This is a genomic window from Nocardia implantans, from assembly GCF_035544775.1.
GTDB lineage: Bacteria > Actinomycetota > Actinomycetes > Mycobacteriales > Mycobacteriaceae > Nocardia > Nocardia implantans.
This window is the reverse complement of record NZ_JAYKYQ010000006.1, coordinates 219,707-241,338: the sequence shown is the minus strand read 5'-3', so window position 1 is coordinate 241,338 and position 21,632 is coordinate 219,707. Positions and strand designations below refer to the sequence as shown.

At 70.4% G+C, this 21,632-nt stretch carries 21 protein-coding genes; 16 read left to right on the top strand and 5 right to left on the bottom strand.

All coding sequences use genetic code 11. From position 1 onward, the window contains the following. Window positions 1-89 precede the first annotated feature (89 nt). Entirely contained in the window at window positions 90-1,466 is a 1,377-nt protein-coding gene (glmM, locus tag U3653_RS16640) for a phosphoglucosamine mutase (protein WP_195080438.1), read from the top strand. Window positions 1,467-1,501: 35 nt separating this feature from the next. Here glmM and U3653_RS16635 read toward each other — a convergent pair whose 3' ends face one another. Beyond that, window positions 1,502-3,157, bottom strand: a complete 1,656-nt coding sequence (locus tag U3653_RS16635; RefSeq protein ID WP_195080439.1) for an ABC-F family ATP-binding cassette domain-containing protein — start codon at window positions 3,155-3,157, stop codon at window positions 1,502-1,504. Window positions 3,158-3,304: 147 nt separating this feature from the next. Between U3653_RS16635 and U3653_RS16630 the strand changes: the two genes are divergently transcribed. The 5 genes from U3653_RS16630 to U3653_RS16610 all read left to right on the top strand — a co-directional run bounded on the left by U3653_RS16630 (window position 3,305) and on the right by U3653_RS16610 (window position 6,539). After that, a complete protein-coding gene (locus U3653_RS16630; protein ID WP_195080440.1) occupies window positions 3,305-3,496 on the top strand; it encodes a PspC domain-containing protein in 192 nt (63 codons plus the stop codon). 98 nt (window positions 3,497-3,594) lie between these two features. Then, window positions 3,595-3,903 carry a DUF6802 family protein gene (locus U3653_RS16625; RefSeq protein ID WP_067803763.1) on the top strand — a complete coding sequence of 103 codons (309 nt, stop codon included), beginning with the start codon at window positions 3,595-3,597 and terminating at the stop codon, window positions 3,901-3,903. Window positions 3,904-4,031: 128 nt separating this feature from the next. After that, window positions 4,032-4,343 carry a hypothetical protein gene (locus U3653_RS16620; RefSeq protein WP_195080441.1) on the top strand — a complete coding sequence of 104 codons (312 nt, stop codon included), beginning with the start codon at window positions 4,032-4,034 and terminating at the stop codon, window positions 4,341-4,343. Window positions 4,344-4,401: 58 nt separating this feature from the next. Next, the gene (locus tag U3653_RS16615; RefSeq protein WP_195080442.1) at window positions 4,402-6,141 is read left to right on the top strand and encodes a hypothetical protein; all 1,740 of its coding nucleotides are present in this window, start codon (window positions 4,402-4,404) and stop codon (window positions 6,139-6,141) included. Window positions 6,142-6,188: 47 nt separating this feature from the next. Continuing rightward, window positions 6,189-6,539, top strand: coding sequence for a hypothetical protein (locus U3653_RS16610; RefSeq protein WP_195080443.1), 351 nt, complete (start codon window positions 6,189-6,191; stop codon window positions 6,537-6,539). A gap of 27 nt (window positions 6,540-6,566) precedes the next feature. Here the strand turns inward: U3653_RS16610 and U3653_RS16605 are convergent, their stop codons facing one another. Then, on the bottom strand, window positions 6,567-7,424 hold the full coding sequence (locus U3653_RS16605; protein WP_195080444.1) for a poly(ethylene terephthalate) hydrolase family protein: 858 nt from the start codon (window positions 7,422-7,424) through the stop codon (window positions 6,567-6,569). Between the two features lie 36 nt (window positions 7,425-7,460). On the opposite strand from U3653_RS16605, the gene glmS reads away from it, so the two are divergent. Continuing rightward, entirely contained in the window at window positions 7,461-9,344 is a 1,884-nt protein-coding gene (gene glmS, locus U3653_RS16600; protein WP_195080445.1) for a glutamine--fructose-6-phosphate transaminase (isomerizing), read from the top strand. A 58-nt stretch (window positions 9,345-9,402) separates the two neighbouring features. Here the strand turns inward: glmS and U3653_RS16595 are convergent, their stop codons facing one another. Beyond that, window positions 9,403-10,590, bottom strand: coding sequence for an MFS transporter (locus tag U3653_RS16595; protein ID WP_195080446.1), 1,188 nt, complete (start codon window positions 10,588-10,590; stop codon window positions 9,403-9,405). Window positions 10,591-10,729: 139 nt separating this feature from the next. Between U3653_RS16595 and U3653_RS16590 the strand changes: the two genes are divergently transcribed. Beyond that, window positions 10,730-11,221 (top strand): MarR family winged helix-turn-helix transcriptional regulator, encoded by a 492-nt coding sequence (locus tag U3653_RS16590; RefSeq protein WP_195080447.1) that lies wholly within the window; start codon window positions 10,730-10,732, stop codon window positions 11,219-11,221. Between the two features lie 342 nt (window positions 11,222-11,563). Here U3653_RS16590 and U3653_RS16585 read toward each other — a convergent pair whose 3' ends face one another. Further along, window positions 11,564-11,989, bottom strand: a complete 426-nt coding sequence (locus U3653_RS16585; RefSeq protein ID WP_195080448.1) for a cupredoxin domain-containing protein — start codon at window positions 11,987-11,989, stop codon at window positions 11,564-11,566. A 42-nt stretch (window positions 11,990-12,031) separates the two neighbouring features. On the opposite strand from U3653_RS16585, the gene U3653_RS16580 reads away from it, so the two are divergent. The 7 genes from U3653_RS16580 (at window position 12,032) to tsaD (ending at window position 19,072) form a co-directional block, all read left to right on the top strand. Then, window positions 12,032-13,477 carry an NAD(P)H-hydrate dehydratase gene (locus tag U3653_RS16580; protein ID WP_195080449.1) on the top strand — a complete coding sequence of 482 codons (1,446 nt, stop codon included), beginning with the start codon at window positions 12,032-12,034 and terminating at the stop codon, window positions 13,475-13,477. Between the two features lie 538 nt (window positions 13,478-14,015). After that, window positions 14,016-15,221: an alanine racemase gene (gene alr / locus U3653_RS16575; RefSeq protein WP_195080450.1), complete on the top strand. Its 1,206-nt coding sequence runs from the start codon at window positions 14,016-14,018 to the stop codon at window positions 15,219-15,221. Then, on the top strand, window positions 15,218-16,306 hold the full coding sequence (locus tag U3653_RS16570; RefSeq protein ID WP_195080451.1) for an alpha/beta fold hydrolase: 1,089 nt from the start codon (window positions 15,218-15,220) through the stop codon (window positions 16,304-16,306). Before alr ends, U3653_RS16570 begins: the two co-directional genes overlap by 4 nt. After that, window positions 16,299-16,751 (top strand): tRNA (adenosine(37)-N6)-threonylcarbamoyltransferase complex ATPase subunit type 1 TsaE, encoded by a 453-nt coding sequence (tsaE, locus tag U3653_RS16565; RefSeq protein ID WP_195080452.1) that lies wholly within the window; start codon window positions 16,299-16,301, stop codon window positions 16,749-16,751. Before U3653_RS16570 ends, tsaE begins: the two co-directional genes overlap by 8 nt. 55 nt (window positions 16,752-16,806) lie before the next feature. Next, window positions 16,807-17,523, top strand: coding sequence for a tRNA (adenosine(37)-N6)-threonylcarbamoyltransferase complex dimerization subunit type 1 TsaB (tsaB, locus tag U3653_RS16560; protein ID WP_195080453.1), 717 nt, complete (start codon window positions 16,807-16,809; stop codon window positions 17,521-17,523). A gap of 5 nt (window positions 17,524-17,528) precedes the next feature. Then, entirely contained in the window at window positions 17,529-18,032 is a 504-nt protein-coding gene (gene rimI, locus U3653_RS16555; protein ID WP_323124653.1) for a ribosomal protein S18-alanine N-acetyltransferase, read from the top strand. Continuing rightward, a complete protein-coding gene (tsaD, locus tag U3653_RS16550; RefSeq protein WP_195080454.1) occupies window positions 18,029-19,072 on the top strand; it encodes a tRNA (adenosine(37)-N6)-threonylcarbamoyltransferase complex transferase subunit TsaD in 1,044 nt (347 codons plus the stop codon). Before rimI ends, tsaD begins: the two co-directional genes overlap by 4 nt. Before the next feature lie 69 nt (window positions 19,073-19,141). Here the strand turns inward: tsaD and U3653_RS16545 are convergent, their stop codons facing one another. Further along, the gene (locus U3653_RS16545) at window positions 19,142-20,635 is read right to left on the bottom strand and encodes a DUF7159 family protein (protein WP_195080455.1); all 1,494 of its coding nucleotides are present in this window, start codon (window positions 20,633-20,635) and stop codon (window positions 19,142-19,144) included. Between the two features lie 583 nt (window positions 20,636-21,218). Here U3653_RS16545 and groES point away from each other — a divergent pair. After that, complete coding sequence (gene groES, locus U3653_RS16540; RefSeq protein ID WP_028479292.1) at window positions 21,219-21,521, top strand: co-chaperone GroES; 303 nt, start codon at window positions 21,219-21,221, stop codon at window positions 21,519-21,521. Window positions 21,522-21,632: the final 111 nt, after the last annotated feature.

Here is a 21,632-nt window from a genome sequence, read left to right as displayed (position 1 = left end):
GACGCGGCGTTCGCGGGGCCTTCGTGGTGCACGGGCCGGTGCCTCCCGGGCCGACGCCCACGCCACAGATCACCAATGAGGGGCGAGGTATGGGACGGTTGTTCGGCACCGACGGAGTCCGCGGGCTTGCGAACGAGTCATTGAGTCCGGAGCTGGCGTTGCGCGTTTCCGGCGCGGCCGCGCAGATCCTGAGCCGGGGCAAGAAGCGCGCGCTCGCGGTGGTCGGGCGCGACCCGCGGGCCAGCGGCGAGATGCTCGAGGCCGCGGTGACCGCGGGGTTGACCGCGGCGGGCGTGGACGTGCTGTCGGTGGGGGTGCTGCCGACCCCGGCCGTCGCCTACCTCACCGGCTTGTACGACGCCTGTCTCGGCGTGATGATCTCCGCCTCGCACAACCCGATGCCCGACAACGGGATCAAGATCTTCGCCGCCGGTGGGCACAAACTGGACGACGCGATCGAGGACCGGATCGAGGCCCTCATGGCCGCCGAGAAGCCGTTCCGTCCGACCGGCGCGGGCATCGGGCGGGTGCGCAACGCGGCCGGCGCGCGTGACCACGGGCTGAGCATCCCCGACCGGTACAGCCTCGCGGGCACTCATGAGCGCTATGTGGAACACCTGGTCGAGGCCACCGGACAGGACCTGTCGGGGCTGACCGTCGTGGTCGACTGCGCGCACGGAGCCGCCGCCGAGGTGGGGCCTGCCGCCTACCGCGAAGCGGGGGCGACGGTGATCGCCATCAACGCCGAGCCCGACGGGCTGAACATCAACGACGGCTGCGGCTCGACCCATCTCGACCAGGTGCGGGCCGCGGTGGTGGAACACGGCGCCGATCTGGGTCTGGCGCACGACGGCGACGCCGATCGCTGCCTGGCCGTGGACGCGCACGGCAATGTGGTCGACGGCGACGCGATCCTCGCGATCCTGGCCCTCGCCATGCACGAGGCGGGCGAGCTGGCCGACGACACCCTGGTCGTCACCGTGATGAGCAACCTCGGCCTGCACATCGCCATGCGGGCGGCGGGCATCACCGTGCGCACCACCGCCGTCGGCGACCGTTACGTGCTCGAGGAGTTGCGGCGCGGCGGCTTCACGCTCGGCGGTGAGCAGTCGGGGCATGTGGTGTTCCCCCGATACGGCACCACCGGCGACGGCATTCTCACCGGCCTGCGCCTGATGGCGCGGATGGCGCGGACCGGGCGCGGCCTGGCCGATCTGGCGAGCGTGCTGCAGACCGTGCCGCAGATCCTGGTGAACGTGCCGGTCAACGACAAATCCGTGGTGGCGCGCGCACCCGAGATCCGCGAAGCGGTGCTGGAAGCGGAACGGATACTCGGTGACTCCGGGCGCGTGCTGCTGCGGCCCAGCGGCACCGAGGAGCTGGTGCGGGTGATGGTGGAAGCCACCGACCCGACCCAGGCGCGTCAGCTGGCGGACGATCTCGCCAAGCGCGTCGCGGGGGTGTGAGCGGCGCGCTGGTTGTGGCCGAGCGTGGCTTCGAGTCAGTGGGTTTCGGTGAGTACGCCCGCGTTCATGTGCCAGCGGCGGGTCGCGCGGACCGTGTCGAGCATGCGGCGGTCGTGGGTGACGAGCACGAGTGTGCCGGTGAAGGATTCGACGGCCTGCTCCAGTTGTTCGATGGCGGGGAGGTCCAAGTGATTGGTCGGCTCGTCCAGCACGAGCAGGTTCACGCCGCGGGCTTGGAGCAGGGCCAGGGCGGCGCGGGTGCGTTCGCCGGGGGAGAGCGTGTCGCACGGCCGCAGTACGTGGGTGCCGCGCAGGCCGAATTTCGCCAGTAGGGTGCGTACTTCCGCCTCCGGCCACTGCGGCAGTTCCGCGCCGAAAGTGGCGGCGAGAGCGGCGGTTCCGCGGAACAGCCCGCGCGCTTGATCCACCTCGCCGATCTCGACGCCGGAGCCCAGGCTCGCGGTGCCGGTGTCGGGTCGTAGCTTGCCCAGCAACAGGGCGAGCAGAGTCGACTTCCCTGAGCCGTTCGCGCCGGTGAGCACGATGCGGTCGGCCCAGTCGACCTGGGTGGTGATCGGGCCGAGCGTGAAGTCGCCGCGGGTGATCGTCGCCCCCGACAGCGTCGCCACCACCGAGCCGCTGCGCGGGGCCGCGGCGATGCTCATGCGCAGCTCCCATTCCTTGCGGGGTTCCTCGACCACCTCGAGCCGTTCGATGCGGCGCTGGGTCTGCCTGGCTTTGGCGGCCTGCTTCTCGGTGGCCTCGGCCCGCATCTTGCGGCCCGCCTTGTCGGAGTCCATCTTCCTGGGATCCCGCGCCTTGCGGCGGGCGGTGCGGACGCCGTGCTCGAGCCAGTTGCGCTGCATCTGCGCGCGGGCCTCCAGGCTCGTTCTGGTGTCGGCGTACTCCTCGTACGCCTCGCGCGCGTGCTGCCGGGCGATCTCGCGCTCCATCAGGTAGGACTCGTAGCCGCCGTCGTACAAGCCGACCTGCTGCTGCGCGAGATCCAGCTCCACGACGCGATTCACCGTGCGCGCCAGGAATTCCCGGTCATGGCTGATCACCATCAGCGGGACTCGCACCCCCGCGACGAACTGTTCGAGCCGGGCCAGGCCGTCCAAATCCAAGTCGTTGGTCGGCTCGTCCAGCAGCAGGATGTCGAAGCGGGACAACAGCACCGAAGCCAATCCGGCGCGCGCGGCCTGACCGCCCGACAAGCCGGTCATCGGAGTGTCCAGGCCGTTCGGCAGGCTGTCGGCGAGGCCGAGGTCCGCGGCGACCTCGTGCGCCCGCTGGTCCAGATCGGCTCCGCCGAGGGCGAGCCAGCGTTCCAGCGCGGGGGAATACTCGTCCGGCCCGCCTTCGGCCAGACGCTCGGCCGCGGCGTCCATCGCCGCCTGCGCCTCGGTCACTCCGGTTCGCCGGCCGAGGAATGCCAAGACGGTCTCGCCTTCGACCCGCTGTGTCTCCTGCGCCAGATAACCGACCGTCGCGTCCGGGGGGCTGAGCGTGATGCTGCCCGTCGGCGCCTTCCGTTCGGCGAGCAGGCGCAGCAGCGTCGACTTGCCCGCGCCGTTCACGCCGACCAGGCCGATCACGTCGCCCGGAGCGAGGGTCAGATCGAGGTCGGCGAACAGTGTGCGCTCGCCGTGACCGGCCGACAGGCCGCGGGCATGCAGAGTGGTGCTCACCAGCACGAGTCTGCCGTGCTCGGGGTCGCACCCTGAGGCCGACCCCGGGAGAAATCAGGGTCGGTATCGGCCGCCGGGCCGATGGCGGAACCCGCGGTGGCGGGCACAGTGGAGGACGTAGCGATCACCGCACGAGAGGGAAGACCAATGACCGCCCCCACCCGCCGTTTCACCCGCTCCACCCACGACAAGTGGATCGCAGGCGTCTGCGGTGGCATCGCCGAGTACCTCGGCTGGAACGCCAACGTCGTCCGGCTGCTGTTCGTGGTGTCGTGCCTGCTGCCGGGTCCGCAGTTCATCATCTACTTGGCGCTGTGGCTGTTGATGCCGAAGAAGTGAAGCCGCGGGGCTGCGTCGAGCCCGCGTGGGTGACAGGATGGAACGATGCCGCGCGAGCGGCATCGCACCACCGGTACGAGTCCTGCTGAGGAGGGGTCATGATCACCTCGAGCGAATTCCCGGGCCTGGATATACCCGGCATCGACGCGTCGTCGTCACTCGACGGCCTGGGTGCGATCGAACTGCACCACCCGACGCAGGACATCGACGGCGACGGCTCGCTCGACACCATCACCACGACGGGTGACGAGGCGATGCAGGTCTGGACCGACTACGACCACGACGGCTTCGCCGACCACGTCACCGTGGTGGAGAAGGACGGCGACTACGCCGCATGGGAATTCCACCGTCACCCCGACGGCACCTCCGAGTGGGTCCGCACCGACCGAGGCCGAATCGGCGGTTGACCGATTCCGCTGGAGCGGAATTCGGGGGGAACCGAGTGTCGGTGTGTTGCGTCGAAGGAAGTACGGCGGCATTCGGCGCGAAGGAGATTCGCGTCGGCGCAACGACACTACGAGGACGGAGGGGAGTCGTGGGCGGATCGGAAACGGTCGGAGTCCGCACGGGGGAGCTCGGTGCGCTCGGCAGCGACTATCGCAGATCGGCGGACGCCGTTCGCGACCAAGCGAAGCGGGTTGCCGAGCACCTGTTCGGCAGCGGCGGCGACGCGGGCCGGAACTACGCGCCGCAGGGCATCGCGGTGCAGCAGGGGCTGGAACGGATCGGTGCGTGGTTGCGGGATTGGAGTGACGCCACCACCGCGACCGCGGACGCGCTCGGGGCCGCCGTGGTGGCCTACGCCGAGACCGACCAGCAGCGCGCCTCCGAGACGGACAAGACATGAGACCGCCGAATGACATGCGCTCGCGCCGGCGACGCCACACATTCGAGGGGTCGGGATCATGACGGTTTCCTGGCAGGGCAAAGCGATCGACACCCTCTTGGACGAGGGCAGCGTGGGATTGCAGTACTGGATTCAGTTCATGCCGCTGTACGAGGCGGCGTTCGGCGGAAATGGCGGGCGCGGTGACGTCGGCAAGCTGCTGGCGATGTACGACGAGCAGCGCGGCACGCGGTTGGAGAAGCTGGAGCAGGCGGGGGAGACCCTGAAAGTCGCACTCGCCGAGGTGGATCGGCAATGGGACGCGCAGCGGGGCTACACCCGTCGGCTGCCCGAGTTGTGGCAGGGCACGGCGGCGGCCGCCGCGCTCGACATGCTCGGCAAGCAGTCGGTCCTGGCCGACGAGGACCGGCAGCACGCGAGGGCCGCCATGACCGTGATCGCCGATATGGCCGGCTCGTTGCGGTCCGCGGTGGCCGCGAAGGCGTTCGCCACCCGCGAGTTGCTCGAGGGTCCGGTGGGCGGCAGCAAGTCGATCAGCATCGACGGCAAGACTCCGGCCGATGTGAAGGTCATCGTCGACGTGCACAACGCGCGGGAATGGATCGACGCGGAGCAGGTCCGCGCACTCGGGCGCATATTCCCCGCGCTCGCCGTGCCGGAGGACAAGATCAACAAAAGCGTGCTCGGCTTCATCAACTCCGACAGCGAGAATCTGCTCACCGGCGCGTACGGCGATCGGGTGCGCAGCGTCACCGACGAGTGGCTGACCAGGACGTTCAAGCCGGACTTCGACCGCAAGCTGGCGTCCTACACCGATGTCTGCGCCGAGGTCGATCGACTGTTCAAAGACCAGTACAAGAACCTCACCGACGCGTTGGCGCAGGTGTCCGAGCAGGCCTACCCGCGCCCGGAAGGCCCGTCGCAACCACAGCAGGCAACACCGGTGGACCAGAACAAGCCGCAGGTGACGAACGCACCAGGTCCGCCGGGCACGCCCGCCGCCACCGTCCCGGCGAGCACCACACCGAGCACCGTCCCCGCGTCCACGACACCGGACACGCCGACTACGCCGAGTACGCCCAGCGCTCCGACCACCGCCGCGCCGAAGATGCCCGGCCTGGACGGACTTGCCGCGCTCAGCCAGGTGGCGAAGGAATTGGCCCCGCTCGCAACGGGTCTCGGTCAAGCCGTGGAGCAGGGCGTGTCCGCGCTGAGCGGGATTATCAAGAGCGGCGTCGACGACGCCATCGAAAAGCTCGTGCAGGGCATCGAGACGCAGCAAGCCGAAGCCGACGACCGGAACGGCGAGGGGCCGAGCGAAACGCCACGGTCCCAGGCGGAATTCGATATCGGCGGCAAGCACGTGAAGTTCGAGATGGGGCCGGACGGCCGGTTGAAACTCATCCTCTCCGATGCCACGGGCGTGGAACAGGAGTTCACCGTCGAGCTGAACGAGCACGGCTTACCGGTCATCTCGGCGATCGAGCCGCAAGCCGATAACGCACAGCCCCCGGCGCCCGAGGCAGCTCCCCCGCAGTCGCCGAACGAGAAGCCTCCAGCGCCGGAGCCCAAGGAGGAAAACGAAACGCCTACGCCCGGTCCGCCGCCCGAGGACGGTACCTCCGGGCTGCCGAGCGGAACCCTGCCGGGCACCCGGCGCGAAGAGGACGGCGAGCACTATCCGAAACCGATACCGGAGCAGGGAGAGCCGGAGCCGGACGTTCCGGTGGACAGCGGCGCGGAACTCGCCGAAGCCGGGCCGCTGGACCCGGGGTTCGCGGAGGCGGGTCCACTGTGACACCGGCCGGGACGAGGTCACACACCGGATGAGCGAGGAGGCGCAGCATGGTCGACTTCGCCGAGGAAGCGAGGCAACTCGCCGCCGAGAATCAGCGCCGCATGTCGCTGTTGCTCGACGAGATCCAGGCGATCAACGAGCAGACCGCGGCGACCGGTCGGGAATTCACCGACCGGCTGACCGCCGACATGGACGAGTTCTGGTCGACGCACGCCGCGGACCCGGACCAGGCCTCCGCCGAGGCGCACGAGCACCAGCGGCGGCAGGACGAACTCCGAGAGCAGCGCGCGGCCATCGCGCGGTCGATGGCCGCGCGCCGGGCCAATCAAACGGTGCGGCCGGTGGACGAGGAGGACGAGGAGGCCAAGTTCTACCAGCGCAAGAGCTGGCTGATCTGACCGGCGCTCCCCGGCTCGGCCGGTCGGCTACCTCCGCAGCAGCGCGGCGAGCTGGCCGACCTTCAGCTTCGGCGGCTCCGTCTCCTGCGGCGCCGTAGGGTCGACGACGGCGGTGTGCGGGATGACCTCTTCGGGATCGGCGAAGGCGCGATAGTTCTTGTCCTCCGCCAGCGTGGCGAGCAGGTAGCCCGCCAGCAGGGCGCGGGTGGTGCGGGCGGTCTTCGATTCGTGCTTGCCCGCCCCCACCGCGGCGAGGACGCGCCTGCCCTCGATGATGCCGTTGTGTGAGGCCTTGTCGATCGCGCGCAGGATCGCGGGGCCGCCCCACGCGGTGGCCAGCGGGATGGCGTTGGAGCTGACCGACGTGATGTCGGTCGCTCCGGCCAGGATCAACGCGGGAACATCCAGCTCGGGCGCCACGGCTTCGGCAGCGGGCGCGGTCGGCGCGGGGAACAGCGCCGCGACGGTGGCCACGTCGCGGCGACCGGCGGCGATGACCGCGGCGCCCGCGCCCATGCCGTGCCCGGCCAGGGCCAGCCGCTCCGGATGCACGCTGATCTCGCCGTCGCCGAGCCGCACGCCGGTGCAGATGTCGAGCGTGGTGAGCAAATCGGCGGCCAGCCCCAGATGTGACGGAATCGGTCCGCGCTCGGTGTCGGGCGCGGCGGCGACGATGCCCCACGAAGCGAGGTGTTCCAGCAGCGTGCGGTAGTGGTTCGCCCCGGTCAACCAGCCATGTCCGAACGCGACGGCAGGTAGGTTCCGCCCCGCCTCTGGCGTGAACACCACCCCCGGCTGACCGGCGATGGCCAGGTTGCCACGCAACACGCGGTGCGGGCCCCGGCTGGTCAGGGTGCTCAATAGCGATTTCACAGACGCCGACACGACGTGAACGTTATCCGATAAGTAGTGTGGTGAGCCATGTGCGGAATCGTGGGGTACGTCGGGTACCGAGACGCGCTCGGCGTCGTCGTTGACGCGTTGCGCCGCATGGAATATCGCGGATACGACTCCGCGGGTGTGGCGATCCTGGACGGCGCGGGCGCGCTGGCGGTGGAGCGCAAGGCGGGCCGTCTGGCCAACCTGGAGGCCGAACTCGCCGAAACCGGGATCGATCGCTTCGTGGGCACCACGGGCATCGGGCACACCCGCTGGGCAACGCACGGCGCGCCGACCGACCGCAACGCGCACCCGCACCGGGACCACAGCGGCAAGGTCGCCGTGGTGCACAACGGCATCATCGAGAACTTCGCCCCGCTGCGTCGCGAACTGGAGGACGCAGGGGTCGAGCTGAGCAGCGACACCGACACCGAGGTCGCGGTGCACCTGGTGGCCCGCGCGTACGCCGACGGCCCCACCGCTGGTGACTTCGCGGCCAGCGCGCTGTCGGTGCTGCGCCGTCTGGAGGGCGCGTTCACGCTGGTCTTCACGCACGCCGACCATCCGGACACGATCGTGGCGGCGCGCCGCTCCACCCCGCTGGTGGTCGGTGTCGGCAAGGGCGAGATGTTCATCGCCTCGGACGTCACGGCGTTCATCGAGCACACCCGCGAGGCGGTCGAGCTCGGACAGGACCAAGCCGTCGTGATCACCCTGGACAGCTACCGGGTCACCGACTTCGCGGGCGCGGACGCGAGTTCGCGCACCCGCCCGTTCACGATCGACTGGGACCTGGCCGCCGCCGAGAAGGGCGGCCACGACTACTTCATGCTGAAGGAGATCGAGGAGCAGCCCGCCGCGGTCGCCGACACCCTGATGGGGCATTTCAGCACCGACCAGGACGGCGCTGGCCGGATCGTGCTGGACGAGCAGCGCCTCGCCGACCAGGAACTGCGCGATTTCGACAAGGTGTTCGTCGTGGCGTGCGGCAGCGCCTACCACTCCGGCCTGCTGGCGAAATACGCCATCGAGCACTGGACGCGGCTGCCGGTCGAGGTGGAGCTGGCCAGCGAGTTCCGCTACCGCGATCCGGTGCTGGACCGTTCCACGCTGGTGGTGGCGATCTCGCAGTCCGGCGAGACCGCCGACACGCTGGAGGCGGTGCGGCACGCGAAGGAGCAGAAGGCGCGCGTCCTGGCGATCTGCAACACCAATGGCGCGCAGATTCCCCGCGAATCCGACGCGGTTCTCTACACCAGGGCCGGGCCGGAGATCGGCGTCGCCTCCACCAAGGCGTTCCTGGCCCAGGTGACCGCGAACTACCTGGTCGGGCTGGCCTTGGCGCAGGCGCGCGGCACCAAGTACCCGGACGAGGTCGCCCGCGAGTTCGCCGAGCTGGAGGCGATGCCCGAGCTGGTGGAACGCGTACTGGAGACCGCGCCGCAGGTGCGGGCCATCGCGCGGGAGCTGGCGCAGGTCCCGACCGTGCTGTTCCTCGGACGCCACGTCGGCTACCCGGTGGCGCTGGAGGGCGCGCTCAAGCTCAAAGAGCTGGCGTACATGCACGCCGAGGGGTTCGCGGCGGGTGAACTCAAGCACGGCCCGATCGCGCTGATCGAGGACGGCCTGCCGGTGATCGTGGTGATGCCGTCGCCGAAGGGGCGCGCGGTGCTGCATTCAAAGCTGCTGAGCAACATCAGGGAGATCCAAGCCCGGGGCGCGCGCACCATCGTGATCGCGGAGGAGGGCGACGACACGGTGCGTCCGTTCGCCGACGACCTCATCGAGATCCCGAGCGCGCCGACGCTGTTCCAGCCGCTGCTGTCGACGGTGCCGTTGCAGATCTTCGCCGCCGAGGTGGCGCAGGCGCGCGGCTACGACGTCGACAAACCGCGGAACCTGGCCAAGTCCGTCACCGTGGAATAGCCGAGCGGCCGCGCACTCGGTGAGTGCGCGGCCGCCGCTTCGCCGGGATACCGGCTCGCTATGCCCGGACGGCGGCCAAAGGCTCCTCCGGGACGGTGAGCGTCGTGCGGCGCTCGAGCCGTCCGGACACGATCGCCAGCAGCAGCGCGACCAGCACCAATCCGACGCCGACCCAGTTGGGTGCGGTATAGCCGTAGCCCGCGGCGATCACCACGCCGCCCAGCCAGGCCGACACCGCGTTGCCGAGATTGAACGCGCCGATGTTCACCGCCGACGCCAAGGTGGGCGCACCGGCGGCCTGGTCGAGGACGCGTTTCTGCAGCGGCGGCACCGTCGCGAAGCCGAGCGCGCCGATCAGCACCACCGTGACGGCGGCGGCGATCTTGTCGTGCGCGGTGACGGTGAACAGCGCCAGAACGAGCGCGAGCCCGCCGAGGGTGAGATACAGCATCGGCATCAGGTGGCGGTCGGCGAACTTGCCGCCGATCAGATTGCCCGCGAAGAAGCCGAGACCGAACAGCATGAGCAGCCAGGTGACCGAACTCTCCGCGTAGCCGGTGACCTCGGTCATCATCGGGGCCAGATAGGTGATCGCGGCGAACACCCCGCCGAAGCCGAGCACCGTCATCGCCATCGCCAGCAGCACCTGGGGATTGCGGAACACCGCCAGCTCGCTGCGCAGCCGCGCGTTCGCCGCGGCGGGCTGTTCGGGAACCAGCGCCGCGACGCCGGACAGGCCGATCAACCCGACCAGCGCGACGAACAGGAAGGTCAGCCGCCAGCCGAAGTGCTGGCCGAGCAGCGTCCCCAGCGGCACGCCGACCACGGTGGCGACGGTGAGACCGGTGAACATGATCGCGATCGCCCCGGCGCGCCGGTCGGCGCTGACCAGGGTGCCCGCGACGACCGCTCCGATGCCGAAGAACGCGCCGTGCGCCAGCGAGGCGACGATCCGTCCGGTGAGCATCAGGACGAAGGTCGGCGCCGTGGCGGACAGGATGTTGCCGAGCACGAGCAGCGCCAGCATGCCCAGCAGCATGCGTTTGCGCGACACCCTGGTGCCGAGACCGGTCATCAGCGGCGCGCCCGCCACGACACCGAGCGCGTAGCCGGTGACCAGCAGGCCCGCTGTGGGAATGGACACCGAGTAGGTGCCCGCGATGTCGGGCAGCAGGCCGACGACGACGAACTCCGTCGTCCCGATCGCGAATGCCCCGAGGGTGAGGGCGAGAAGTGCGAGGGGCATGGGGGAAGCCTCCACATGATGTTGCTTCAAACCATTACAGGCGGCAACAATAATTGCATACGCACTTTAATTGCAAGCGCTGGCTATTGTGATCTCTGGCTATCCTGGAGGCACAACCCCCGACGTCGAAGGATCGCCGATGACCGCGGATGCCGCCCTGACCGGCCTCGCCGATGGTTGGTACGCACTCTCGCTGCTGCACGACCGGATCGAGGCGCATATCGAGCGGGCCCTGCAAACCGGCCATGACCTCAGCGTTCGCGAATACTCCCTGCTGGTCGTCCTGAGCAGGCAGCACGACGGGCCTGGCGGGCACCTGCGGATGAACCAGGTGGCCGAGGCCGTGGTGCTGAGCCAGAGCGCGACCACCCGGCTGGTCTCCCGGCTGGAGGATCGCGGCCTGCTACAGCGCTACCTCTGCCCCGACGACCGTCGCGGCATCTACACCGACGTCACGCCGGCGGGACTGGACCTGCTCGAACAGGCCCGGCCCACGCACGACGCCGCCCTCGCCGGGGCGCTCGGGCAAGCGGCCGCCGATCCCGACCTCGCTCCGCTCGTGGCCGCGGTCGAGGCATTGAACACCAGTTCGGGTAATGGCGCTCGCCCCCGCGACTACCACCCCGTCTGATCGAGACGGCTCAGCACCGGGGTTCGGAACGAGAGTTCGGAGCTGATGGAAACCGGCGTCTCGCTGTACCCTTCGGCCGCGGCGCGGATGCCTGCCGATTCCGTGATCGGTTGCCGACTTACCGGCGGGTTCGGGCCGCCGTACGCCGAGGGAACTGGTGCGGACGGGACTCGGCTGCTCGCGACGCGCAGCGCAAGTCTTCCGAAGGGGCCGCATCGAGGACCGAGGCTGTCGTGCCGAGGCGATACCGGGACGCGCAGGCGCGGTTGTGCATGCCGGGATGCTGGAAGTGCTCGAGCAGCTCGGCATCGCGGACGAGCTGGTCGCCGCAATCGGCCGTGATCACTCCACAGTGACCGTGCCGCGCATCTCCGGATGCAGGGAGCAGAGGTAGCGGTAGGTGCCCGGCGTGGTGAAGGTGTAGCTCCACTCGCCCTTGTCGAAGATCGGGCTGTTGATGCCCATGGCCTTGTCACCGATGCCCTGCACGGTGTGCGGAACCTTGTCGTCGAATGTCCAGGTGACCGTGTCGCCGACCTTGATGGTGACCTCGGCGGGCGAGAATTTCATGTCGTGCACCGCGACGGTGGCGGCGGCGGGCTTGCGCTCACCGGTCTGCTGCACGGTGGTGGTCGGCCGGGCCGGTTTCCTGGTCGTGGTGGCGGCCGAACCGGATTCGTCGCCGCCGCAACCGGACAGCAACAGCGTGCAGGCCAGGGCGGCTCCCGTGACGACGCGGACGATCCCGATGCGGCGGACGCTTGGCATGATGGCCAAGCGTAGTAGGCCACACCTAAGGAGGCAGCGGCGATGTCCACGCAGCGGGGCTATTTCACCGTCGACCAGGTGCGCGCGGCGGAAGCCGAGCTGTTCACCCGGGTGCCCGACGGCGTGCCCATGCGCCGGGCGGCGCACGGGTTGGCCACGGTGGTGGCGGGCGAACTCAGGGAGCGCACCGGCGGTGTCGCGGGGCGGGCGGTGACCCTGCTGGTCGGTTCCGGGGACAACGGCGGCGACGCGCTCTGGGCCGGAGCGCAGTTGCGCCGCCGCGGTGTCGCGGTCACCGCGGTGCTGCTGAGCCCGGAGCGGGCGCACGCTCGCGGACTCGCGGCGCTGCGCGCTGCGGGCGGTCGGGTCGCCGACGACGTCGGCCGCCCCGACCTGGTGATCGACGGCATCGTCGGCATCTCCGGTCGCGGCGCCCTTCGGCCGCGCGCCGCGGAAATCGTTGCGGCGCTGCGGGCTCCGATCGTCGCGGCCGACCTGCCCAGCGGCGTCGACCCGGACACCGGCGCGATCGAAGGCCCGGCCGTACGCGCGGACGTCACGGTCGCGTTCGGCGCGTACAAACCCGTGCACGCCCTCGCCGCGCCGCAGTGTGGCCGAATCGAATTGGTGCCCATCGGCTTACGTCTTCCGGAAGCGGGTCTCACCGCGCTGGAGCCCGCGGCGATCGGCGCGGCGTGGCCGGTGCCCGGCCCGTTCGACGACAAGTACACCCAGGGCGTCACGGGCATATGCGCGGGGAGCGCGACGTATCCCGGCGCCGCGGTGCTGTGCGCGGGCGCGGCTGTGGCCGCGACATCGGGCATGGTGCGGTATGCCGGAACCGCTGCCGCCGAGGTTCTGCACCACTTTCCCGAAGTGATCGCCACCCGAGAGGTCGCCGCCACCGGCCGCGTCCAGTCCTGGGTCTTCGGACCCGGCGCGGGCACCGACTCCGCCGCCGGGGAACGCCTGCGCCGGATCCTGTCCACCGACCTCCCGGTGGTGATCGACGCCGACGGACTGACCTTGCTGGCCGCGGAGCCGGACCTGGTGCGCGGTCGCGCGGCCCCCACCGTCCTGACTCCGCACGCGGGCGAGTTCGCCCGCCTGGCCGGCCACGAGGTCGGCCGGGACCGGGTGGCCGCGGTCCGCGACCTCGCCGCTTCCTGGCAGGTCACCGTGCTGCTCAAGGGCCGCGCCACGCTCGTCGCCGCCCCCGGCCGCCCCGTGCTGGTCAACGAGGCAGGCGGCTCGTGGGCCGCGACCGCGGGCGCGGGCGACGTGCTCTCCGGCATCATCGGGACGCTGCTCGCGGCGGGGCGGGAGCCCGCGTGGTCGGCCGCGGCCGCCGCGCGCGTGCACGCACTGGCCGCCAACCTCGCCGCCCACGACGGCGCACCCGCGGGTACGCCGATCTCGGCGAGTGTCCTGGCCGCGCACGTCCGCCCCGCGATCGGCGTCCTCCGTGGCCTCGCCCACCCCTTCTGACTCGGGCACACGCTCGGGCGACTCGTTTCGCCACGGCGGGACGGCGAGTTCGAGTCCGCGAACCCGCGAACGCAATGTCGGCCGTTGGCGGATGTGTTTGGCGCGCAGGTCTCCTGGATCTCGGCGACCGGGGCGGCCACGTCCCAGTAGGGGCCATAGTTCGGCGATGCGTCTGCGAGGCGGTTCTCTCGTTCCTCGATCGCCGGGTGCGTCACGGGCTCGCGTACCCGGGCGATCAGCCACATGTCTTCGAGGCGCTGCATTGCCGACCCGGGCGACGCTGATGGTGCAGTACACCTGATCGGTCAGGCGCCGCCTTCTTCTGCGTGCCGAGCGACCGCTATGTCTCCGGGACGACGGCTTCCAGCGGGTGAGGAGGCAGGCGCTGTGTGCCGGACGCCATGGGGTGTCGGCGCGATCGGTGCTGGTCGTGGCGCCCGCCACACGGGGCCGGGCGCCATGAGAACCGAGTGGAACCGGAACCGAGCCCGCCAATAGACTCGACCGGAACCATCGCACCGACTGATTTCGAGAGCACATGGGTAACTCGCCGGGTACGCCCAGAATCCAGGCGGCACCGAACGAATCTCACGCGCCCGACCGGCACGGCCCGAACCCGCGGAGAGGCGGCACAGCGCAAGTGGAAACGGTCATCGACCTGGACGCCATCGCCCACAACATGCGGATCCTGCGGGAACACGCGGGCGACGCCGCGGTGATGGCGGTGGTGAAGGCCGACGGCTACAACCACGGCGCGGTCGAGGTCGGCCGGGCCGCCTTGGCGGCGGGCGCGGCGGAGCTGGGCGTCACGACGGTGGGCGAGGCCGTGCAGTTGCGTGCGGCCGGGATCACCGCGCCCATCCTGTGCTGGCTGCACAGCACGGACACCGATTTCGCGGCCGCGGTGGCCGCCGATGTCGAGATCGGGATCTCTTCGGTGGCTCAGCTGCGCGCGGTCGAGGCCGCGGCGCGCGACCTCGGCCGTCCGGCGACGGTCACCGTGAAGGTGGACACCGGCCTCAACCGCAACGGTGTGCCGCCGCTGGCCTACCCCGAAGTGCTGACCACGCTGCGCACTCTGGTCGACGAGGGCCTGGTGCGGTTCCGCGCGATCTTCTCCCACCTCGCGCACGCCGACGAACCCGAGCACCCCAACAACGACGCGCAGCGTGCCCGGTTTCTGGAGGCCATCGCCACGGCCAAGGAACACGGCTTGGAGCCGGAGCTGGTGCACATCGCCAATTCCGCCGCCACCCTGACCCGTCCCGACCTCGCCTTCGACTTGGTGCGGCCCGGTATCGCCATGTACGGCCTTTCCCCGATACCTGGCGACGATTTCGGTCTTCGGCCCGCGATGACGTTCCAAGCCCGTGTCGCCCTGGTCAAACGGGTCGCGGCGGGCGAAGGCGTTTCCTATGGGCACCAGTGGATCGCGCCGCACGACACCACCGTCGCGCTGATCCCCGCCGGTTACGCCGACGGCGTGTTCCGCCCCATGAGCGGACGATTCGACGTCTGGCTCGGCGGGGCGCCACGCCGGAACGTGGGACGGGTGTGCATGGACCAGTTCGTCGTCGATCTCGGCGACAACGCGGCCGGCGTGCAGGAAGGCGACACCGCGATTCTCTTCGGCGCGCGACCGCACGCCCAGCAGTGGGCCGACCTGCTCGACACCATCCATTACGAAGTGGTGTGCGCGCCGCGCGGCCGGGTCACCCGGCGCTATGTCGGCGGCGACCGATGAGCCGCTTGCGCGTGACCCCGCTGCGCGGCGGGCTGGCCACGGCGGGCGTCGTCGGCGCGCTGGCCGGCGCCCATGCCCTGCGCCGCGCCGGTGCGCGCGTGCTGTGGCCAGCCAGAGGCGACGACTATCGCGACGAGAATTTCGCCCTGATCGATGCCGACCGCCCAGGGACGGTGCTCGCCGACGACGGTGTGCCCCTGGCCACCCGGACCTGCGGACCGGACGACGCGCCGGTGACGGTGATCTTCGTGCACGGCTTCTGCAACAGCATGTCGTCGTTCCACTTTCAGCGACGTGACCTGGAAAAGCGCTATGGCGCACGGCTTCGCATGGTGCTGTTCGACCTGCGTGGGCACGGCCTTTCCGGCGTGCCGAGCGCCGCGAGCTGCACCGTCGCCCAGCTCGGCCGCGATCTCGCCGCCGTGCTGAACGCCACCGCTCCGGAAGGGCCGGTGGTGCTCGTCGGGCATTCGCTGGGCGGGATGGCGATCCTGGCCGCGGCCGCGCGATTCCCGGATCTGTTCGCGAGCAGAGTGATCGGGATCGCACTGCTGTCGACCGCCGCCGCCGGGGTCACCGCGGCCGGTATCGGGCAGTTGTTGCGCAATCCCGCGATCGACGGGTTCCGGCTCGCCGTCTACACCGCGCCCGCGCTGGTGCAGGCCGGCCGCGTCACCGCGCGGCATGTGATCACGCCGTTGCTGCACGTCAGTTCGTTCCACGGGCCGGTGAGCCCGACCCTGTCGCGCTTCACGACGCTGATGATCGACCGGACGCCGGTGGAGACCATCGTGAAGTTCCTCCAGGCCATCGAATTGCACGATGAATCGGCGGCATTGCCCGTGCTGGCGGGCACACCGGTGCTGGTGCTCGGCGGCAGCCACGATCTGGTGATCCCGTTCCGTAATTCGCGTGCGCTGGCCGCCGCCCTGCCCCACAGCGAACTCATCCGGCTGGAAGGCGCGGCGCACATGCCACATCTGCAGTACCCCGACATCGTCAACGCCGCGCTGGACCGCTTGCTGGTGCGCGCGGGCGCGATCGACCCGGCTCAGGGAGAGACCTCAGAGGTGGCCCGTGGCTGATCCGGGGTATCGCGTGCTGCCTACCGTCGCGGACACCGAGGCGCTCGGCCGGGAACTGGCCACGGATCTGCGCGCGGGAGATCTCGTGGTGCTGGACGGTCCGCTCGGTGCGGGAAAGACCGCGCTCACCCGCGGCATCGCCGATGGACTCGGCGTGCAGGGGCGGGTCAGCTCGCCGACGTTCATCATCGCCCGCCAGCACCGCGCGGGGCAGCGCGCGGACGGCCCGCCGGTGCCCATGGTGCACGTGGACGCCTACCGGCTCGCCGGCGACCTCGACGAGCTGGACGCGCTGGACCTGGACACCGATCTGCATCAGGCGGTGGTCGTGGTGGAGTGGGGTCGCGGCGTGGTGGAGCACCTCGCGGAGCGGCACCTGCGCGTGGTGCTGTCGCGCGCGCCGGACTCGGATGTGCGCACCGCCAGCTGGGAATGGGTGAATTAGCTATCAGGTAGCTCTGCGTGGGCGCCCGCTACCACCCGGTATCGTTGGCCCAATCATGCTTGTACTAGCCGTCGACACCGCGACACCCGCCGTCACCGCGGGACTGGTGGACTTGGAGCAGGGCGCCGGCGCGGCGGATTCCATCCGGGTACGCACCGTCGCCTCCCGGGTGCGGGTCGACCCCCGCGCCCACGCCGAGGTACTCACCCCGCAGATCCTCGAATGCCTCACCACGGCAGGCCGATCCAGGACCGAGATCGACGCGATCGTGGTCGGTGTCGGCCCTGGTCCGTTCACCGGCCTGCGCGTCGGCATGGCCACCGCGGCCGCCTTCGGCGACGCGCTCGGCATCCCGGTGTACGGCGTGTGCAGCCTCGACGCGATCGCCGCCGACGCCGCGGTCGATCCAGCGGTGCGGCCCCCTGTCGAGCTGCCGCCCGATGCCGAGCTGCTCGTGGTGACCGACGCCCGGCGGCGCGAGGTGTATTGGGCGCGGTACCGGGCGGGCGCGCGCGTGGCCGGACCCGAGGTGTGCAAGCCGTCGGACTTGGACGCGGGCGAGGCCACGGCGATCGCCGGATCCGCTTCGCACGTCGACTACTTCGATCTTCCCGTGCTCCCCGCCGAGACGCCGTCGCCCGCCGGGTTGGTCCGCGTCGCCGCCGCCGAGCTGCTGTCCGGCAGCGTGCCGCTGCCGCTGGTCCCGCTGTACTTGCGCAGGCCGGACGCGGTGGAGAACGCCTACCGCAAGCTCGACCGGACGGGGGCGTGAGGCCGGTGGCTTTCCGAATCGCGCCGATGGTGGCCGCCGATATCGCGCGCTGTGTGGAACTGGAGCAGTTGCTGTTCCCGGAAGACGACCCGTGGGCCGCCGTGGCGTTCCAGTCCGAGCTGGCCGGGCAGCACAACCGCTACATCACCGCCCGCGACGACGACGGGCGAATGGTCGGCTACGCGGGCATCGCCCTGCTGGGTGACGCCGACCATCCCGAGGCCGAGGTGCACACCATCGGCGTCGACCCCGGCCGTCACCGCGCGGGCGTCGGCACGCTCCTGCTGGAGGCGCTGCTGGCCGAGGCGGACCGGCGCGGAGGCCCGGTGTTCTTGGAGGTCCGCACCGACAACGCGCCCGCGATCGCGCTGTACGCCAAGCACGGCTTCCACATCATCGGATTGCGCAAGAACTACTACCACCCCAGTGGCGCGGACGCGTACACGATGCGCCGCCCCGCGCTGACCAGCCAGGACCGCTGGCGCACACCGGACGAGGTGCTGTCGTGATCATCATGGGCATCGAAAGCTCCTGCGACGAGACCGGAGTCGGCATCGTCCGCAGGCATCCCGACGGCACCTGCGAACTCCTCGCCGACGAGGTCGCCTCCAGCGTCGACCAGCACGCTCGCTTCGGCGGCGTCGTCCCCGAGATCGCCTCGCGCGCCCATCTCGAGGCGATCGTGCCCGCCATGCGCCGCGCGCTGTCGGCCGCGGGTATCGCGAAACCCGACGCTCTGGCGGTGACCATCGGCCCCGGCCTGGCCGGTGCGCTGCTGGTCGGCGTCGCCGCCGCGAAAGCCTATGCGGCGGCGTGGGATGTGCCCTTCTACGCGCTCAACCATCTCGGCGGGCATGTGGCGGTGGACACTCTGGAGCACGGGCCGATGCCGCCGTGCGTCGCGCTGCTGGTGTCGGGCGGGCACACGCACCTGCTGCACGTCACGGATCTGGCCGAGCCGATCGTCGAGCTGGGCAGCACCGTCGACGACGCGGCGGGCGAGGCGTTCGACAAGGTGGCGCGGCTGCTCGGACTGGGCTTTCCCGGCGGTCCCGCGCTGGACGCCGCCGCGGCGACCGGCGATCCGCGCGCCATCGCCTTCCCCCGCGGCATGACCGGGCCGCGGGACCCGCGCTACGACTTCTCCTTCTCGGGCCTGAAGACGGCAGTGGCCCGTTACGTGGAGGCGGCGCAGCGCGACGGCGTCGCGGCGGAGGATCTGCCCATCCCGGATATCGCGGCGTCTTTCCAGGAGTCGGTCGCGGATGTGCTCACCATGAAGGCGGTGCGCGCGGCAAAGGACGTCGGCGTCGGCACGCTGGTGCTCGGCGGCGGCGCGACGGCCAACTCACGGATCCGCTCGCTGGCCGAGGAACGTTGCGCCGCGGCCGGTTTGACCCTGCGGGTGCCCAAGCCGAGGCTGTGCACGGACAACGGGGTGATGATCGCCGCGCTCGGCGCCCATGTCATCGCGGGCGGGGCGGCTGCTTCGCCGCTGACGGTCGCCACCGATCCGGGTCTGCCGGTGTCGGTCAGCATGGTTCACTGACCGGCTCGGAGGAAGCGAAGAGGCGGCGTCGCACGGGTTTCCGGGGCGAAGGGCTGTCGTGCGACCGGATCAGTTCGGTGCGAACAGTCCTGGGTGCGACGCCGACCCGGAATTGTCCCGGAGCGGAAGCGGCAGGCTCGTGCGTGCCGGCGCCTGGGTGGGCGCCGGACTCGTGCCGGGCGCCGTGGCGCTGGGCGCAGCGGGCAAACTGTTCGGCGCCGCGTTCGGGTTCCCGAACAGGGGACCGAGCAGTTCGGGGAACGGAATCGGCGGAAGGTTCGGATCCGGGCGCAGCGTGGGCTGCGTGGGCGGGATCGCCGGCGTCGACCACGGCCCGCCGGTCGTGCTCTGCGGTCCGCGTTCCGTGGTCGTGGGGGCGATTCCGGTGCCGTCCGGCGTGGTGACCGCCGTGGTCGTCTGCGGCACGGATGCCGGATTCGGCAGTTGGGAAGCGCTGCTCGTGGTCCCGGCGGGGGAGACCTCGTCATCCGAGGTCGGCGCGAACGTCTTGACCCCGTACCCCACGATCAGCCCGACGACCACGATGGCACCGGCCAGCGTGCCGAACACCTTGGTGACCGTCCCCGCGGGCGCGTCGCCGCCGAGCCCGCTCACCGGGAAGACCGAAGGCTGCATCGAATCGGCGACCAGCGCCGCGCCTTTCGCGGTCACCGCCTCCGGGTCGGGGACGGTGAACACCGGAACGTCGACCGCGGCGGTGAGGGTGTCGAGCACCGCGGGAATGTTGGCGCCGCCGCCGATGACCGCGACCGCCTGTGGTTGCTCAGGCGCACGGGCGAACGACATCGTGACGAACCTGGCCAGGTCGCGCAGCAGGTCGGCGATCAACTCCTCGAAGTCGGCCCTGGTCAGCTTCAGCGGACGACCCGCGACGTGGTCGATGGTGACCGCGGGCGCGATGGACAGGTGCTCCTTCGCCGCGCGGCCCCGGTTGGTGAGCGTGCCGCGGTTCGGGCGGGTGCCGCGCCGGGCGAAGTGCAGGTCCACCAGATGGTGGTAGATGAGGTCGTCGATCGCCGTGCCGCTGACGGCGGCGGTGCGATCCGAGCGCAGCAGGGAGCCTTCGGCGCGGTCGGCGACGGTGACGCTGAGCCCGCTGGCGCCGAGGTCGACGATGGCGACCGTGTCGTAGCGGTCGAGCAGGCCGGTGTGCCGCAGGTAGGTCAGCGCGGCGGTGCCCTCCTGGACCAGCCGCAGGTCACGCTGCTTGCCGGTGGCCGAGCGGATGATCTGGGCCTGTTCCTTGGTGCGGTAGGCGACCGCGACGCTGGTGGGCGGGTGCCCGGTCATCGGCTCGAAGTGGCGTGGCGCGCCGGCGAAACGACCGCCGGCCGGACGGATGATCTCGCGCGGCGGCTGCGTGGTCGGCAGCTGGGTGGTCATCAGCTCGATCGAGGACGCCACCAGGTCACCGAGATCGGAGTGGGCGGCGTCGGCGGAGACGACGCGGTAGTCGAAGCTCTGCGTGCCGTTCGGCGCGGTGGAGACCAACGCCGAGCACACGACCTCTGCCCCGGCCGAGATGCCGAGGGATGTTCGCATGTTCACCTCCCTTCGAGCGGATGGTCATGGTGTCGCCGACCATCTCGAATGGACTGCCGGACCGCCGTATGGATGACGCGCGACCCGGACCGGGAAACGAACCGGCCCCTCGTCCGGGTGGGTCGCGGGGACCGGCCATGGATCACGTGTGTCTTGCTCTCTGGTGAAGCTGGTGGTGCAACGATCGTGCTGCGGCGCTGCGAGTTCGGCGACGCTGTGGCACTCGTGTGCCACCTCGCCGCCGCCCGAGGAGCGACGAACCGGCGGCCGGACCGCAGCCGTCGTCAATAGTGTCACAATCCGTTATCCGAACGTTACTGTTTTCCCGAACTTATCGCCAAGCCCGTGGTGTCGTCGGCGCGCCGCGCAAAGTTGGCACCGCCCAGCCTTGAGCGCTGGCACTCTCATGTATAGAGTGCTAGTCGGCACTGTGTGTAGTGCTTGTGCCAGCAGCTTGACCACTGGGCAGGGGTCCCGGCACCCGCGACGACGGGGCTATGCGCAGGGTCAGCATCGTGACCAACCGACGAGTTCGGAGCGACAGTTCCGGACGACCGAATCCCCTGAAAGTGGAGGGCTCAACGTGGCGAGCGTGAACATCAAGCCGCTCGAGGACAAGATCCTCGTCCAGGCCAACGAGGCCGAGACGACGACGGCCTCCGGCCTGGTCATCCCCGACACGGCGAAGGAGAAGCCGCAAGAGGGCACCGTTGTCGCCGTCGGTCCCGGCCGGTGGGACGACGAGGGCGAGAAGCGCATCCCGCTGGATGTCCAGGAGGGTGACACCGTCATCTACAGCAAGTACGGCGGCACCGAGATCAAGTACCAGGGCGAGGAGTACCTCATCCTGTCGGCGCGCGACGTGCTGGCCGTCGTCACCAAGTAGCCGATCAGGCACGCATGCGTTCCGCCCCGGTGTCTTTCGCGACCCGGGGCGGAGTGCGTTCGGCGCCGACACCCCGGCACTGAAACACGCGGTGCGAGCGACGGGCCCGGA

Bases quoted from the DNA above. Each gene is read 5' to 3' on its own strand.
- glmM (WP_195080438.1), top strand. From the start codon at position 90: ATGGGACGGTTGTTCGGCACCGACGGAGTCCGCGGGCTTGCGAACGAG.
- U3653_RS16630 (WP_195080440.1), top strand. From the start codon at position 3,305: ATGACCGCCCCCACCCGCCGTTTCACCCGCTCCACCCACGACAAGTGG.
- U3653_RS16625 (WP_067803763.1), top strand. From the start codon at position 3,595: ATGATCACCTCGAGCGAATTCCCGGGCCTGGATATACCCGGCATCGAC.
- U3653_RS16615 (WP_195080442.1), top strand. From the start codon at position 4,402: ATGACGGTTTCCTGGCAGGGCAAAGCGATCGACACCCTCTTGGACGAG.
- U3653_RS16610 (WP_195080443.1), top strand. From the start codon at position 6,189: ATGGTCGACTTCGCCGAGGAAGCGAGGCAACTCGCCGCCGAGAATCAG.
- glmS (WP_195080445.1), top strand. From the start codon at position 7,461: ATGTGCGGAATCGTGGGGTACGTCGGGTACCGAGACGCGCTCGGCGTC.
- U3653_RS16595 (WP_195080446.1), bottom strand. From the start codon at position 10,590: ATGCCCCTCGCACTTCTCGCCCTCACCCTCGGGGCATTCGCGATCGGG.
- U3653_RS16590 (WP_195080447.1), top strand. From the start codon at position 10,730: ATGACCGCGGATGCCGCCCTGACCGGCCTCGCCGATGGTTGGTACGCA.
- U3653_RS16585 (WP_195080448.1), bottom strand. From the start codon at position 11,989: ATGCCAAGCGTCCGCCGCATCGGGATCGTCCGCGTCGTCACGGGAGCC.
- U3653_RS16580 (WP_195080449.1), top strand. From the start codon at position 12,032: ATGTCCACGCAGCGGGGCTATTTCACCGTCGACCAGGTGCGCGCGGCG.
- alr (WP_195080450.1), top strand. From the start codon at position 14,016: ATGGGTAACTCGCCGGGTACGCCCAGAATCCAGGCGGCACCGAACGAA.
- U3653_RS16570 (WP_195080451.1), top strand. From the start codon at position 15,218: ATGAGCCGCTTGCGCGTGACCCCGCTGCGCGGCGGGCTGGCCACGGCG.
- tsaB (WP_195080453.1), top strand. From the start codon at position 16,807: ATGCTTGTACTAGCCGTCGACACCGCGACACCCGCCGTCACCGCGGGA.
- U3653_RS16545 (WP_195080455.1), bottom strand. From the start codon at position 20,635: ATGCGAACATCCCTCGGCATCTCGGCCGGGGCAGAGGTCGTGTGCTCG.